The organism is Streptomyces caeruleatus (assembly GCF_001514235.1).
GTDB lineage: Bacteria > Actinomycetota > Actinomycetes > Streptomycetales > Streptomycetaceae > Streptomyces > Streptomyces caeruleatus.
On sequence record NZ_KQ948925.1, the window covers coordinates 582,349 to 598,039 of the forward strand.

Sequence of the window (15,691 nt, forward strand, 5' to 3'; positions counted from 1 at the left end):
GGCTCAACTCCCGGTCATCTCGTATCGGTTGACGCCGCGGCGCCAGACGGCCAGGGCGAGCGCCAGGGCGCCGACGGTCACGACCGGCAGCCAGCCGAGCAGGCCGGTCGTCCCGGTGAGCAGGTAGACGCTCGGCACGTAGGCGGTGAAGGCGAAGGGCAGGACCCAGGTGAGCAGGGCTTTCAGCGAGGGGTGGTAGATGTCCAGCGGGTAGGCGGAGAACTCCGAGACCTGGCTCGCGGCGTACATCGCCGGCAGGCTCGTCACGGTCCAGAAGGACAGCGAGGCGAAGAACAGCTTCACCGCCGTGTGCAGCAGGGCGCCGCACAGCACCAGCGCGGGTGCCAGGGCCCACTGGAGCGGGGTGAGGGAGAGGTCGAGTTCGGCTCCCGCGTAGCCCACCAGTACGGCGCCGACGACGAGTTCGCCGAGCCCGTCGGGGTGGAAGAAGCGCTCCGACAGCAGGGAGAACAAGGGATCGACCGGGCGGACGAGGTAGCGGTAGAACTCGCCGCGCTGGATGAGCTTGCGGCCCAGTTCCCACAGCTGGTCGGTGAAGAGGTGGTCCAGGCCGCGGGGCAGCAGGGAGAACCCCAGAAGGAACAGCACCTCGTGGTACGACCAGCCGCCCACGGCGGGGACCTGCCGGAAGACGAGGCCGACGACGGCCGTCTGGATGCCGACCCGGACCAGGAACGCGCCCGCGCCCAGGAAGAAATCGGTGCGGTACGCAGCCAGCCGGTGCAGGCCGACCCCGCCGAGGAAGAAGGAGAGCCACAGGTAGCGCGCCACGGTGCGGGTCATCCGCCGAGCACCTCCAGCCGTCCCAGGGCGGCCCGCCACAGCGCGGCGCACAGCAGCGAGAGACCTGCGGCCCAGGCCACCTGCTGCGCCAGCAGCCACGCCGCGTCGGCCCAGCCGTCGTAACGGCCCAGGAGCAGGGTCAGCGGGCCGTCGACCATGCCGCGGAAGGGCAGGGCCCGCGCGAGCGTCGCCAGCGGGTCCGGCATCAGCGCGAGGGGGACGAGCTGGCCGGCGAAGAAGGCGACGACGCTCTGCTTGACCATCCGCACCCCCCAGGTGTTGGTGGTGAGGAACCCGGTCATGCCGGTCAGCAGGTTCACGCAGAACGCCAGCAGCACCGACAGGGCGGTGGAGACGGTGAACAGCAGCAGGTCCGCGGGACGGGGCGCGGTGAGCGGGACGATCGCGGCGAACAGGCCGAGCACCGGCAGGCCGACCAGCACGGCGTTGGCCCCGACCACGGGCAGGCAGGCGAAGAACCGCATCACCGGGTAGCTCACGGGGCGTACGAGCATGACGGCGACGTCACCCCGGTACACCTCGGCCGCGACCTCGTCGTCCACCCGGTTGGTGTGCAGCACTTGAAGGATCTGGGCCACCAGGAGGTAGGTGGTGATGTCCTGCACGGTGAAGCCGCCGGGGCCACGGCCGGGGGTGCCCTCGTACACGGCGCGCCACAGGAAGACGGTGACCGCGGCGCCGGCGGCCGCGGTGACCGCCGTCATCGCGAACATGGAGCGGTACTGGAGCAGGGACTGCAGGCCGCTGGTGGCGAACGGCAGATAGCGGCGGAGGCGAGTGATCATGCGGCGCCCTCGTGCGCGGTTCCGGGCGTCCGGGAGCGGCCGTAGATCTTGCGCAGCACGTCCTCCAGGCCGGGTTCGGGGGCGTACCAGTCGGCGAGGTCGAAGCGGTCGAGGAGGAAGGCGAGGACCTCGCGGGAGGTGTAGCGGCCGGTGGGGTAGTCGACGCGGATACGGCCGCGGTCGTCCGGTGTGGCGCGCACTCCGGGAAGGCCGGCCTCGATGCGCTGCCGTGCCGTTTCGGGTGCGGTGCCGTCGCGGTGGTCGAAGACGACCGAGCGGTGGTCGGCGGTGCGCAGCAGGTCCGTCAGGGTGCCCTGGTGGACGACCCGTCCGTGGTCGACGACCAGGGCGTCGTCGCAGATCGCGGCGATGTCGGCGATGTCGTGGCTGGTCAGCACGACGGTGGTGCCCAGCTCGCGGTGGGCGCGGTTGACCAGCTGGCGCACCGCGTCCTTGAGCACCATGTCGAGGCCGATCGTCGGCTCGTCCCAGAACAGGACGGCGGGGTCGTGCAGCAGGCTCGCCGCGATCTCGGCGCGCATGCGCTGGCCGAGGCTCAGCTGCCGTACGGGCGTGGTGCCCAGGGCGTCGATGTCGAGGAGGTCCCGGAACAGGGTGAGGTTGCGCCGGTAGACGGGTTCGGGGATGTCGTAGATGCGGCGCAGGATGCGGAAGGAGTCGGGTACGGACAGGTCCCACCACAGCTGGCTGCGCTGGCCGAAGACGACGCCGATGGCGCGGGCGTTGCGCTGCCGGTGCCGGTAGGGCTCCAGCCCGGCGACCAGGCAGCGGCCGGAGGTGGGGGTCATGATGCCGGTCAGCATCTTGATGGTGGTCGACTTTCCGGCACCGTTGGCGCCGATGTAGGCGGTCTTGGTACCGGCCGGTATCTCGAAGGAGACGTCGTCGACGGCGCGTACGACGCGGTACTCGCGGGTGAAGAGGGTGCGGAGGCTGCCGAGCAGGCCGGGTTCGCGTTCGGCCAGCCGGAACTCCTTGACGAGGCGCTCCGCCACGATCACGCGATCACCTTCTCGACGGCCCTCTCGATGGCCTGTTCCAGCAGGCGCAAGCCCTCGTCGAGCAGGGCCGCGTCGAGGGTGAACGGCGGTGCCAGGCGCAGGATGTGGCCGCCGAGGGAAGTGCGCAGGCCCAGGTCGAGGGCGGTCGTGTAGACGGCGCGGGCGAGGTCGGGCGCGGGAGTGCGGTCGGCGGGGTCGGTGACGAACTCCAGGCCCCACAGCAGTCCGAGACCGCGGACCTGGCCGAGCTGCGGGAAGCGGGACTCCAGGGCGGTGAGGCGGTTCTCCATCACCTCGCCGAGGACGCGGACGCGTTCGATCAGCCGGTCGCGTTCGACGACTTCGAGGGTGGCGCGGGCGGCGGCGATCCCCAGCGGATTGCTCGCGTATGTCGAGGCGTACGCGCCCGTGGTGGCGGCCTCCGGTCTGCGCAGCAGCTCGCCGCGCCCGGCGAGGACGGCGAAGGGAAATCCGCTCGCGGTGCCCTTGGACAGCATCGCCAAGTCCGGTTCGACGCCGAACAGTTCACTGGCGAGGAAGGCACCTGTGCGGCCGCCGCCGGTCAGGACCTCGTCCGCGACGAGCAGGACGCCGCTCTCGTGGCAGGCCTGCGTGATGCGCTCCCAGTAGCCCGGGGGCGGCACGATCACGCCGGCCGCTCCGAGGACGGGTTCGAAGACCAGCGCGGAGACATTGGGCTTCTCCGCGATGTGCCGGCACACGAGCGTGGCGCACCGCACGTCGCACGACGGGTACTCCAGGCCCAGCGGGCAGCGGTAGCAGTACGGGCTGTACCCGAGCACGCTGTTGCCGCTGAACGCCTGGTGGCCGATGTCCCAGTGGACGAGCATCCGGGCGCCCATGGTCTTGCCGTGGAAGCCGTGCCGCAGTGCGCCGACGCGGTTGCGGCCCGGTGGCGCGGTCGCCTGTACGACGCGCAGGGCGGCCTCGACCACCTCCGCTCCGGTGGAGAAGAACGCGAAGGTGTCCAGGCGCTCGGGCAGCAGCCGGGCCAGCAGTTCGAGGAGTTCGGCGCGCTCGGGTGTGGCGCTGTCGTGGACGTTCCACAGGCGCTGGGCCTGCGCGGTGAGCGCCTCGACGACCTCCGGGTGACCGTGGCCGAGCGACTGGGTGAGGGTGCCGGCGGCGAAGTCGAGGTACTGGTTGCCGTCGAGATCGGTCAGGACGGCCCCGCGTCCCTCGGCGAAGACCCGGCGTCCGTGGACGGCCTCCTCGGAGGCGCCCGGCGCCAGATGCCGGGTCTCCCGGGCCAGTTGCGCTGTCTGCCGATCCAGTTGCCGGGTCTGCCGATCCGGTTGCCGGGTCTGCCGTGTCCGTTGCCGTGTCTGCCGGATGCCTGTCACTGCTGCCCCCGTTCGTCGGGCCGACTGCGTTCACCTGCGTCCACCTGTCGGCGAACTCCGGTGTGGCACACCCCCGTTGGCGGCTCGGCGCCGAGTCAAACACCGGACCCGATCAGTTCGCAAGCCTTTGCGGGATGTTTCAGAAAGAGCTTGCGGTGTTTTGCGGACCTCTGATTGAGTCGAGGTGCTTACGGCGGCACCCACGCCTCATCGCTTCGAGGAGGGACCTGTGAGAACACGCCCCCAGATCGGCCCGCCCCGCCGGAGGCCGAGGTGAAAGCACTGGTCCTGGCGGGTGGCACCGGCAGCAGACTCAGGCCGTTCACCCACACCGGCGCCAAACAACTGCTCCCCATCGCCAACAAACCCGTGCTGTTCTACGCCCTGGAGTCCCTGGCCTCGGCCGGCATCCGCGACGTCGGCATCGTGGTCGGCGCGCATGCCCGGGACATCCGCGAACTCACCGGCGACGGCACCGGGTTCGGGTTGCGCATCACGTATCTGCACCAGTCCCGCCCGCTCGGCCTCGCCCACGCGGTGCTCATCGCCCGGGACTTCCTGGGCGACGACGACTTCCTGCTGTACCTCGGGGACAACTACCTCCAGCAGGGCGTCACCGACTTCGCCCGGCTCGCGGCGGCGGCTCCAGCGGCGGCCCGGCTGCTGCTCACGCCGGTCGCCGACCCGTCCGCCTTCGGGGTCGCGGAGGTCGACCCCGAGGGGAACGTGCTGCGCCTGGAGGAGAAACCCGACAGCCCCCGCAGCGCCCTCGCGCTCATCGGCGTGTACGCCTTCAGCCCCGCCGTGCACGAGGCGGTACGCGCCATCACTCCCTCCGCGCGCGGCGAACTGGAGATCACCCACGCCGTGCAGTGGATGATCGACCGCGGGATGCGGGTGCGCGCCGAGACCACCACCCGGCCCTGGCGCGACACCGGCAGCGTCGAGGACCTGCTGGAGGTCAACCGCCATGTCCTGGACGGCCTCGAAGGCAACGTCGAGGGCAAGGTGGACCCCCACAGCACCCTGGTCGGCCGGGTGCGCGTGGCCGAGGGCGCGATCGTGCGCGGGTCGCGGGTGGTGGGGCCTGTGGTCATCGGCGCAGGTGCCGTCGTCAGCAACTCCAGCGTCGGCCCGTACACCTCCATCGGGGAGGACTGCCTGGTGGCGGACAGCGCCATCGAGTACTCGGTGCTGCTGCCCGGTGCCCAGGTGGAGGGGGCCGCACGCATCGAAGGCTCGCTCATCGGCCGCGGCGCCGTCGTGCGCCCCGCCCCCCGTCTCCCGCAGGCTCACCGGCTGGTGATCGGCGACCACAGCAAGGTGTATCTCCCTTCATGAACGCACGGATCCTCGTCACCGGCGGAGCGGGCTTCATCGGCTCCGCCTACGCCCGCCACCTCCTCTCCCCCACGGCGCCGGAGGGCACGGCGGTGACCGTCCTCGACAAACTCACCTACGCCGGCAGCCTCGCCCGGCTCCGCGCGGTGCGCGACCACCCGCGTTTCTCCTTTGTCCAGGGCGATGTGTGCGACGCGCGGCTGGTGGACGAACTGGCCGCACGGCACGACCAGATCGTGCACTTCGCGGCCGAGTCGCACGTCGACCGCTCCATAGCCGACAGCGGGTCCTTCACCCGTACCAACGTGCTGGGCACCCAGGTCCTCCTCGACGCCGCGCTCCGGCACGGGGTGCGCACCTTCGTGCACATCTCCACGGACGAGGTGTACGGGTCCCTGCCGCACGGGGCGGCGAAGGAGAGCGACCGGTTGTGTCCGACCTCGCCGTACGCGGCGTCGAAGGCGGCTTCGGACCTGATCGCGCTGGCCCACCACCACACGCACGGCCTGGACGTGCGGGTGACCCGCTGCTCGAACAACTTCGGCCCCCACCAGCACCCCGAGAAGCTCATCCCCCGCTTCCTGGCCGGCCTGCTGTCCGGGGCCGGTGTACCGCTCTACGGCGACGGACGGCACGTGCGTGACTGGCTGCACGTCGAGGACCACGTCCGGGCCGTCGAGCTCGTCCGGCTGGCGGGGCGGCCGGGAGAGATCTACAACATCGGCGGCGGCACCTCGCTGCCCAACCTGGAGCTGACGCACCGGCTGCTGGAACTGTGCGGCGCGGGCCGGGAGCGGATCGTGCACGTGCGGGACCGCAAGGGCCACGACCGGCGGTACGCGGTCGACCACAGCAAGATCACCGCCGAGCTCGGCTACCGGCCGGTCGTCGACTTCACGACGGCCCTGGCCGACACCGCGGAGTGGTACAGGCGGCACGCCGACTGGTGGCGCCCGTTGTTCGCGGCGCTGTGAGCGCGCCTCGGTCAGGCGCTCGCCGTTCCGCGCAGGGGCTCCCCGGCGCGCGGGCCGGCGGCGGTGGAGCCGCGTACCACCAGTTCCGGCATGAAGACGAACTCGGTGCGCGGCGGGGCCGTACCGGCCATCTCCTCCAGGAGCGCGTCCACGGCGACCTGCCCCATCGACCTGACGGGCTGTCTGATGGTGGTGAGGGGAGGGTCGGTGAAGGCGATGAGCGGGGAGTCGTCGTACCCGACGACCGAGATGTCGCCGGGCACCCGCAGACCCTGTTGCCGTGCGGCCCGCACGGCGCCGAGGGCCATCATGTCGCTGGCGCACACGACGGCCGTACACCCCCTGCCGATCAGGGCGGCCGCCGCGGCCTGACCACCCTCCAAGGAGAAGAGGGAGTGCTCGACCAGATCCTCCGACTCCCCTGCGGACAGCCCCAGTTGCTCCTGGACACCGCCCAGGAACCCCTCGATCTTGCGCCGCACCGGCACGAACCTCCCGGGACCCACCGCGAGGCCGATGCGCCGGTGCCCCAGCTCCGCCAGGTGCGCCACGGCCAGCCGCATCGCCGCCCGGTCGTCCGGAGAGACGAAGGGGGCGTCGATCCCGGGCGAGAATCCGTTGACCAGGACGAAGGGCACGTGCTGTTCGTGCAGTCGGTCGTAGCGCCCGGTGTCGGCGCTGGTGTCGGCGTGCAGTCCCGAGACGAAGATGATGCCGCAGACCCCTCGGCCGACGAGCATCTCCGTGAGTTCGTCCTCGGTCGACCCGCCGGGTGTCTGGGTCGCCAGTACGGGCGTGTACCCCTGGCGGGTCAGCGCTTGTGCCATCACCTGGGCCATCGCGGGAAAGATGGGGTTGTCCAGCTCCGGGGTGACCAGGCCGACGAGCTCCGCACGGCGTTGCCTCGACGGGTGCTCGTAGCCCAGGGCGTCGAGTGCCGCGAGCACGGAGTCGCGGGTGCCCGAGGCCACGCCGCCCACGCCGTTGAGTACGCGGCTGACGGTGGCCTTGCTGACACCCGCCTGGGCTGCGATGTCGGCAAGCCGCGCGGTCATGGCATCGCACTGTACCGGTCGGCCGTCGCCGCGCCCACTACGCCCTCGATCCGGGCTTCAGGTCCGATGCGGCGGACCGGGCGCGTGGACCCGGTCGGTTCTCCGGGTCTCCGGTCCGCCGAACCGGACGGTAATTGAACGTAACACGACTGCAACGGTTGCGCAAAGAGTTGCAGCGAATCAACTGGCCTGCAGATCAATGGCGTTGGGGTCTCGCGTAAACCATCGTGCGTCTCGGCGAAGAGGGTTGACCGAAGTGACAGCGACTCGTACGGTCTCGTCTGCAAAGAGTTTCTGCTGTGTTTCAGCAAGAATCTTCAAAGGCCTGTCGGGCACGGCGCGTTGCTGCGTGAGGCCTCTCGTCCGCATCTGGTGGATCAGGAGGAACGATGGCCCACAAGACCGTGGCCGCTGCGCTCGCCCTCGTGGCAGGAGCCGCCGTGGTCGTCACGGTGCCGGACGCCGCACCGGCGGCGCCCCCCGGCGACAAAGACGTGACGGCAGTGATGTTCGAATGGAAGTTCAGCTCGGTCGCCCAGGCGTGCACGGACACCCTCGGCCCCGCCGGGTACGGGTACGTCCAGGTGTCACCCCCTCAGGAGCGCGTCCAGGGCACCCCCTGGTGGACCGCGTACCAGCCCGTCAGCTACAAGATCGGCACCCGGCTCGGTGACCGGGCCGCTTTCAAGTCCATGGTGGACACCTGCCACGCGGCCGGGGTGAAGGTCGTCGCGGACACGGTGATCAACCACATGGCGAACAGCTCCGGAACCGGTTCCGCAGGCTCCAGCTTCTCCAAGTACGACTACCCCGGCACGTACTCCGCGGCCGACATGGACGACTGCACGGCGTCGATCACCAACTACCAGGACGGCTGGCACGTCCAGCACTGCGAACTCGGCGGGCTGCCTGACCTGGACACCGGCGAGGAGTACGTCCGCAAGACGATCGCCGGCTACATGAACGACCTGCTCTCGCTCGGCGTCGACGGCTTCCGCATCGACGCGGCCAAGCACATCGACCCGGCCGACCTGAGCAACATCAAGTCCAGACTGACCGACCCGGGCGTGTACTGGAAGCAGGAGACCATCGGCGTCGCCGGTGAGGCCGTGCAGCCCAGCCAGTACACGGGCACCGGGGACGCCCAGGAGTTCAGCTACGGCCGGGACCTGAAGCGGGTCCTCAACAGCGAGAAACTGGCCTACCTGGAGAACTTCGGTGAGGGCTGGGGGTACCTCCCCGGCGCCACCGCCTCCGTGTTCGTCGCCAACCACGACACCGAGCGCAGCGGCGCCACGCTCAGCTACAAGGACGGCGCGAACTACACCCTCGCCCACGTGTTCATGCTGGCCTGGCCCTACGGGTCACCGGACGTCCAGTCGGGCTACGAGTTCAGCGACCACGACGCCGGGCCGCCGAACGACGGTCAGGTGAACGCCTGTTACACCGAGGGCTGGAAGTGCCAGCACGCCTGGCCCGAGATCGCGAGCATGGTCGGGTTCCGCAACACCGCCGGTGACGCCGCCGTCACCAACTGGTGGGACAACGACAACAACGCCATCGCGTTCGGCCGTGGCGACAAGGCCTACGTGGCCGTCAACCACGAGCCGTCCGCCCTGACCCGCACCTTCCAGACGTCGCTGCCCGCGGGCACCTACTGCGACGTGCAGAGCAACCGGCCCGTCACCGTGGACGGCTCCGGCCAGTTCACCGCGACGCTCGGATCCAACACCGCCCTCGCCCTGCACACGGGCGCGACCGCCTGCGGCTGAGGACGACGACCCGTCACCCCGACGCCTCCGGCAAGGCCCTCCAGAAAGAGCGGGCAACCGCACCGCACACCGCAGAACTGTGGTGTGCGGTGCGGTCCGGCACCACCCAAGTCGCCCGCGAACCCCGGGCGTTGCTGTGCGAGACCGTTGAGGAGAAAGGCTTCGTGACCGTGTCCCCGCCCCGGCGAAGAACCGCCAGAGCTGTGGCCCTCGCCCTGCTCACCCCGTCGTTGACCGCCCTGCCCTCCGCCGTGTCCCCGGCGTCCGCCACCGGCTCCGTCCCCGCTTCCGTCCCCGCTTCCGTGTCCGCCTCCGCCTCCGCCTCCGCCTCCGCCGCCGATCCTCCGACCGACGTGGCGCTGGCAGGCGAACCGGCCCGCCCCGCGCCGTCCCGCGAGCAGTTCTACCTGTTACTCCCCGACCGGTTCGCGGGCGGCTCCGAGGCCAACGACCGGGGCGGCCTGAGCGGAGACCGCACACGGACCGGTTTCGACCCGACCGACAAGCACTACTTCCAAGGCGGCGACCTCAAGGGGGTGATCGACCGGCTGGACTACATCAAAGGCCTGGGCACCACCGCGATATGGATGACACCGGTCTTCAAGAACCGGCCGGTCCAGACCCTGGACGGCCACCAGTCGGCCAGTTACCACGGTTACGCGATCACCGACTTCACCCAGGTCGACCCGCACTTCGGCACCAACGCCGAACTGAGCGAGCTGATCGACAAGGCGCACGCCAAGGGCATGAAGGTCTTCTTCGACGTCATCACCAACCACACCGCCGACCTCATCGACTACGCGGAGCAGCAGTACGGTTACCGCTCCAAGGGCGCCCACCCCTACCTCGACACCGAGGGCCGCCCCTTCGACGACAGCGACGGCATCCGGCCGGTGGACGCCGACGGTCTCCCCTACACGCCGCGTCCCCGCACCGGGGTCGACCGTATGGTGCCGGACTGGCTCAACGACCCCACCATGTACCACAACCGCGGAAACTCCACCTTCGCCGGCGAGAGCGCCCTGTACGGCGACTTCCTGGGCATGGACGACCTGTGGACCGAGCGTCCCGAAGTGGTCGAGGGCATGACCCGGATCTACGAGACCTGGGTGAAGGACTTCGGCGTGGACGGGTTCCGCGTCGACACCGCCAAGAACGTGAACATGGAGTTCTGGACCCGGTGGGCCACCGCGCTCGACGCGTACGCGGCCCGGCAGGGCCGACCCGACTTCTTCGTGTTCGGCGAGGCGTACTCCGCCGACCCCGCCGTGATGGCCCCGTACCTGGTCCAGGGCCGGCTCGACGGCACGCTCGACTTCCCGCTCCAGGCCGCCTTCCGTGACTACGCCTCCCGGGGCGGCCCGGCGGCGGACCTCTCCCGCGTCCTCGCGCAGGACTACCGGTACACCACCGACAAGGCCAACGCCTACGGCGAGGTGACCTTCCTCGGCAGCCACGACATGGGCCGCATCGGCTCCTTCATCGCCCAGGACAACCCGGACGCCCCGGACGCCGAACTGCTCGAACGGTCCCGGTTCGCCCACGAGTTGCTGTTCCTGTCCCGCGGCAACCCGGTGGTCTACTCGGGCGACGAACAGGGCTTCACCGGAGCCGGCGGCGACGTCGAGGGCCGCCAGACCATGTTCGCCTCGCGGGCCGCCGACTATCTGGACGACGACCAGATCGGGACGGACCGTACGCACGCCTCGGACGCCTACGACGTGGAGCATCCCCTGTACCGGTCGATCGCGTCGCTGTCGCGACTGACGAAGAGCCGTCCGGCGCTGCGGGACGGGGTGCAGACGGAGCGGTACGCCGACGGCGGCCAGGGCGTGTACGCGTTCTCGCGTACGGATCCGAAGCAGCGGGTCGAGTACCTGGTGGCGGCGAACAACTCCCCCGCGGCGCGGACGGTGCGGCTGGCGACCGGCTCGGCGCGGACGGACTTCCAAGGGCTGTACGGCACTTCGGCGAGCCCGCGCAGTGACGCGTCGGGCCGAGTCGAGGTGACCGTCCCGGCGCTGTCGACGGTGGTGCTCGAGGCCGCGCGCCCGCTGCCGGCCCCGGAGGTGTCGCCGACGGTGGCGCTCAAGGCGCCGGAGGCGGGAGCCACCGGTGACGTGACGGTCTCCGCGGACGTGTCGGGCGGTCAGCTGAACCGCGTCGTGTTCGCCGCTCGGGTCGGCGACGGTCCCTGGACGACCCTGGGTTCGGCAGATCACGCGCCCCACCGGGTCACCCAGCACCTCCCCGACACGATCGCCGCAGGAACCCCCTTGCGCTACAAGGCCGTTGTGGTCGACAGCCTCGGCCGCACCGCCGCTGACGTCGCCGGCACGACCGCCGGACAGCCTCCCTCGCCGAGCAAGCCCACGGTGCGGCGGACGTACGGCGTCGTCCACCATCGGCGGGCCGACGGCGACTACGACGGGTTGCTGCTGAGGACCTCCGACGGCAGGACCGCGCCGTTCGCCGGGCGCGACTCCCACGGCGCCTTCGCCTGGATCCCGCCCGGCACGGGCCCGGTCCGGTTCACGGTCGAGAAGGACGGTGCCGCCGACGTCCCGGCGCGCTCCGTCGACTTCGCCGTGGCCGGTGAGGTGTGGACCGAGGAAGGCAACGAACGGGTCCGCACGGACCGACCGCACGACACCGGCCCGCCCCAGGACGCCACCAAGGCCGTCCTGCACTACCACCGCCCCAACGGCGACTACGACGGCTGGGGCCTGCACACCTGGACCGGCTCGGCCCACCCCCCGGAGTGGAACGACCCCGTCCAGCCGGTCCGCCGTGACGCCTTCGGGCTCGTCTTCGAGGTCCCGCTGAAGGACGGCGCGCCCACGCTCAGCTACGTCCTCCACAAGAAGGAGGAGAAGGACACCGCCACCGACGAGGCCCTCGACTTCTCCCTGTACGGGCACGAGGTCTGGCGCGTGTCCGGCGACCCCGCCTATCTGGCCCCCTCGCTGGGCGGGGCCTTCGGCATCGACCTCACGCGCTCGGAGGCCACCTGGATCGGCGACGACACCGTCGTGTGGGCGGGACAGGGCACGGGCGTCGCCAGCCAGCAGTTGATCTACGCCCCTGAGGGCGCCCCCGAGGACAGCCTGACGATCGAGAACGGCGCCCTGTCGGACGAGGGCCGCTGGCTGCGGCTCGACGCGACCGAGCTGACCGCGGCGCAGAAGGCCCGGTACCCCGAGTTCACGGACGCTGCGGCGTTCCGCGTCGCCCCCCGGGACCGCGACCGCGTCGACCAGGCCCTGGCCGGGGCGCAACTCATCGCCACCCAGCGGACGGACAGCGGTGCCCTGTTGGGCGCCACCAGCGTGCGCGTCGCAGACCGACCGGAAGGAACCACCGAGTGAACGCCCCGTCCACCCACATCACGGACCGCCCAGGCCGAAGAAGGCGAAGCGCCCGCGCGACCGGCGGCACCGCCTCGGCCCTCGTCACCACCCTGCTGGCGACGACGCTCGGCGCCGCGTCACCCGCGAACGCGGTCCAGCGGCCGCCCGCGCCGCCGTCCGACGCCAGGCTGGCCGCCCAGCCGGCTCGCCACGACCTCACCCGGGAGCAGGCCTACTTCCTGCTGCCCGACCGGTTCGCGAACGGCTCGACGGCCAACGACCGCGGAGGCCTCGCCGGCGACCGGGCCACGACCGGCTTCGACCCCACGGACAAGGGCTTCTACCAGGGCGGCGACCTCAAGGGCCTGATCAGGAAGCTCGACTACATCAAGGGGCTCGGCACCACCGCGATCTGGATGGCGCCGATCTTCAAGAACAAACCGGTACAGGGCGGCGGGGAGTCCGCCGGGTACCACGGCTACTGGATCACCGACTTCACCCAGGTCGACCCGCACTTCGGCACCAACGCCGAACTGGCCGAGCTGATCGACAAGGCCCACGCCAAGGGCATGAAGGTCTTCTTCGACGTCATCACCAACCACACCGCCGACACCGTCACCAACACGGAGAAGCAGACCGGCTACCGCTCCAAGGGCGCCTACCCGTACCTCGACGCCGAGGGCCGCCCCTTCGACGACAGCTCCGGCATGAGCGGGGTCGAGGTCGACCGGGACGCCTTCCCGTACACCCCCGTCGTGCCGGAGACGGAGAAGAACAGCAAGGTCCCGGCGTGGCTCAACGACCCCACCATGTACCACAACCGGGGTGACTCCACCTTCGTCGGCGAGAGCGGGCTCCACGGCGACCACACCGGCCTGGACGACCTCTGGACGGAGCGTCCGGAGGTCGTCAAGGGCCTGGAGCGGATCTACCAGCGGTGGGTGAAGGACTTCGACGTGGACGGCTTCCGCGTCGACACCGTCCGTAATGTCGACATGCCGTTCTGGACCCGGTGGGCCACGGCGATCGACGCCTACGCCGCCGAGCGGGGCCGCGAGGACTTCTTCGTCTTCGGCGAGACCCTGTCGTCCGACCCGTCCGTCACGGCGCCGTATGTGACGCAGGGCCGGCTGGACGCGACGCTCGACTTCCCGTTGCAGAACGCCATCCGCGGCTACGCCTCCCAGGGCAAGCCGGCGAGTGCCCTCTCCGCCGTCCTCGCGCAGGACTACCGCTACACCACCGACAAGGCCAACGCCTACGAGCAGGTGACGTTCCTCGGCAACCACGACATGGGCCGGATCGGCAGCTTCCTCCGTCAGGACAACCCCGGGGCGGACGACGCCGAGCTGCTGCGCCGCGACCGGTTCGCGCACGAGCTGATGTTCCTGTCCCGGGGCAACCCGGTGATCTACTCCGGTGACGAGCAGGGCTTCACCGGCCCGGGCGGCGACAAGGGCGCCCGGCAGACGATGTTCGCGTCGCGGGTGGCGGACTACCTGGACGACGACCTGATCGGCACCGGGCGCACCCACGCGTCGGACGCGTACGACACGATGCATCCGCTGTACCGGTCGATCGCGTCGCTGTCGCGGCTGACCGAGCGGCATCCGGCGTTGCGCGACGGTGTGCAGCAGGAGCGGTACGCGGCCGACGGCCAGGGCGTGTACGCGTTCTCACGCACCGGGGCCAGGGAGCAGGTCGAGTACGTGGTCGCGGTGAACAACGCCGAGGGGACGCGCACGGTCGAGGTCGCGACGGACTCGGCGGGGATGGACTTCCGCGGGGTGTACGGGTCGTCGGCGCGGGTCACCAGCGGCGCGGACAAGAAGATCACGGTGGTGGTGCCGGGGCTGTCGGCGGTGGTGCTGAAGGCCGCGAAACGGCTGGGTTCCCCCGCGGCCGTACCGTCGGTGTCGCTGAAGGTTCCGGCGGCAGGAGCCACCGGTGACGTGGAGATCGGCGCGGACGTGGACGGCGGTCAGCTGAACCGCGTCGTGTTCGCCGCGCAGGTGGGCAACGGGCCGTGGCGCACGCTGGGTTCGGCCGACCACGCGCCGTACCGGGTGACACAGCATCTGGCGGACACCGTGCCGGCCGGGACGGCTCTGCGCTACAAGGCCGTGGTGGTCGACAGCGCCGGACGCACCGCGGGCACCACCGGCACGACCACGGCCGGACAGCCGCCGGCGAAGCCGAGGCCGGGCGCCGTGGACCGCGAGTACGTTGTGGTGCACTACCGGCGCGCGAACGGCGACTACGACGGCTGGCAGCTCAAGTCGTCCGTGGGCACGGCCGGTTTCACGGGCCGTGACGCCTACGGGGCCTTCGCCTGGGTCAGGCTGGACGACGGTGCCGTCGACGTGACCTACACCGTCGAGAAGGACGGCACCGCCGACGGCCCGCGGCGCACGGTCGAGGTCGCCCGGACCGGTGAGGTGTGGATCGAGCAGGGTGAGGCCGGGCAGGCGGTGACGGCGCCCGAGGGTGCGTATCCGCCGCAGGACGAGAAGAAGGCTGTCCTCCACTACCATCGCGCCGACGGTGACTACGACGGCTGGGGTCTGCACACCTGGAGCGGCGCCGCGCACCCTACGGACTGGGCCGAGCCGCTGCGACCGGTGAGCGAGGACGCCTTCGGAGTGACCTTCGAGGTGCCCTTGGCCGACGGCGCGAAGTCCCTGAGCTACATCGTCCACAAGGGCGACGAGAAGGACCTCCCGAGCGACCGTTCCCTGGACTTCGCCTCCCACGGCAGGAACGTCTGGCTCATCGGCGGCGAGAGCACCTGTCTGCTGCCGACCGTGGGCGCCGCCCCGGACCTGGACCTCGGTACGTCGAAGGCCCAGTGGATCGACGCGGACACCGTGGTGTGGCAGGTGAAGGCCACCGACGCCACCAGCCAGCAGCTCGTCTACGCGCCCGACGGCGACCTCACCGTCGTGGACGGCGCCCTGTCCCACGAGGGGCACTGGCTCCGGCTGACGCCGACGGCCCTCACCGACCGGCAGAAGAGCAAGTACCCGCACCTCGAGGACCATCCGGCCTTCACGGTCGATCCCCGGGACCGCGACCGGATCCGTACCGCACTGCACGGCCAGGTCATCGCCACCCAACGTTCGTCCGACGGCGCCCTGCTCGCCGCGACGGGCGTACAGCTCCCCGGCGTGCTGGAGCGCTGAACCGACCGTTCACGGCGTTCA

7 protein-coding genes and 3 pseudogenes are annotated in these 15,691 nt (G+C 70.7%); 5 read left to right on the plus strand and 5 right to left on the minus strand.

The genetic code is table 11. The annotated features are described in order from the left end of the window. Positions 1–3: 3 nt before the first annotated feature. The 4 genes from AQJ67_RS07465 to AQJ67_RS07480 are packed head-to-tail and all read right to left on the minus strand — an operon-like array spanning position 4 to position 3,996. On the minus strand, positions 4–804 hold the full coding sequence (locus AQJ67_RS07465) for an ABC transporter permease (RefSeq protein WP_062717246.1): 801 nt from the start codon (positions 802–804) through the stop codon (positions 4–6). Further along, positions 801–1,610, minus strand: a complete 810-nt coding sequence (locus AQJ67_RS07470) for an ABC transporter permease (protein ID WP_062717247.1) — start codon at positions 1,608–1,610, stop codon at positions 801–803. Before AQJ67_RS07470 ends, AQJ67_RS07465 begins: the two co-directional genes overlap by 4 nt. Beyond that, on the minus strand, positions 1,607–2,632 hold the full coding sequence (locus AQJ67_RS07475) for an ABC transporter ATP-binding protein (RefSeq protein WP_062717248.1): 1,026 nt from the start codon (positions 2,630–2,632) through the stop codon (positions 1,607–1,609). Before AQJ67_RS07475 ends, AQJ67_RS07470 begins: the two co-directional genes overlap by 4 nt. Then, positions 2,629–3,996, minus strand: a complete 1,368-nt coding sequence (locus tag AQJ67_RS07480) for an aspartate aminotransferase family protein (RefSeq protein WP_244190379.1) — start codon at positions 3,994–3,996, stop codon at positions 2,629–2,631. The genes AQJ67_RS07475 and AQJ67_RS07480 overlap by 4 nt, the downstream gene beginning before the upstream one ends. A 273-nt stretch (positions 3,997–4,269) precedes the next feature. Between AQJ67_RS07480 and AQJ67_RS07485 the strand changes: the two genes are divergently transcribed. Next, complete coding sequence (locus AQJ67_RS07485; RefSeq protein ID WP_062717249.1) at positions 4,270–5,337, plus strand: glucose-1-phosphate thymidylyltransferase; 1,068 nt, start codon at positions 4,270–4,272, stop codon at positions 5,335–5,337. Next, positions 5,334–6,311 (plus strand): dTDP-glucose 4,6-dehydratase, encoded by a 978-nt coding sequence (rfbB, locus tag AQJ67_RS07490; protein ID WP_062717250.1) that lies wholly within the window; start codon positions 5,334–5,336, stop codon positions 6,309–6,311. Before AQJ67_RS07485 ends, rfbB begins: the two co-directional genes overlap by 4 nt. An 11-nt stretch (positions 6,312–6,322) precedes the next feature. On the opposite strand, the gene AQJ67_RS07495 is transcribed toward rfbB, so the two are convergent. Further along, positions 6,323–7,366 carry a LacI family DNA-binding transcriptional regulator gene (locus AQJ67_RS07495; protein WP_062717251.1) on the minus strand — a complete coding sequence of 348 codons (1,044 nt, stop codon included), beginning with the start codon at positions 7,364–7,366 and terminating at the stop codon, positions 6,323–6,325. 389 nt (positions 7,367–7,755) lie between these two features. On the opposite strand from AQJ67_RS07495, the pseudogene AQJ67_RS07500 reads away from it, so the two are divergent. The 3 pseudogenes from AQJ67_RS07500 to AQJ67_RS07510 all read left to right on the plus strand — a co-directional run. Beyond that, a pseudogene (locus tag AQJ67_RS07500) lies at positions 7,756–9,135 on the plus strand (alpha-amylase); the annotation flags it as partial. Positions 9,136–9,368: 233 nt separating this feature from the next. Further along, a pseudogene (locus AQJ67_RS07505) lies at positions 9,369–12,479 on the plus strand (alpha-amylase family glycosyl hydrolase); the annotation flags it as partial. Between the two features lie 119 nt (positions 12,480–12,598). Continuing rightward, positions 12,599–15,664: pseudogene (locus AQJ67_RS07510) on the plus strand (alpha-amylase family glycosyl hydrolase); the annotation flags it as partial. Positions 15,665–15,691: the final 27 nt, after the last annotated feature.

Coding starts and splice junctions, on each gene's coding strand:
- AQJ67_RS07465 (WP_062717246.1), bottom strand. CDS start 804: ATGACCCGCACCGTGGCGCGCTACCTGTGGCTCTCCTTCTTCCTCGGC.
- AQJ67_RS07470 (WP_062717247.1), bottom strand. CDS start 1,610: ATGATCACTCGCCTCCGCCGCTATCTGCCGTTCGCCACCAGCGGCCTG.
- rfbB (WP_062717250.1), top strand. CDS start 5,334: ATGAACGCACGGATCCTCGTCACCGGCGGAGCGGGCTTCATCGGCTCC.
- AQJ67_RS07495 (WP_062717251.1), bottom strand. CDS start 7,366: ATGACCGCGCGGCTTGCCGACATCGCAGCCCAGGCGGGTGTCAGCAAG.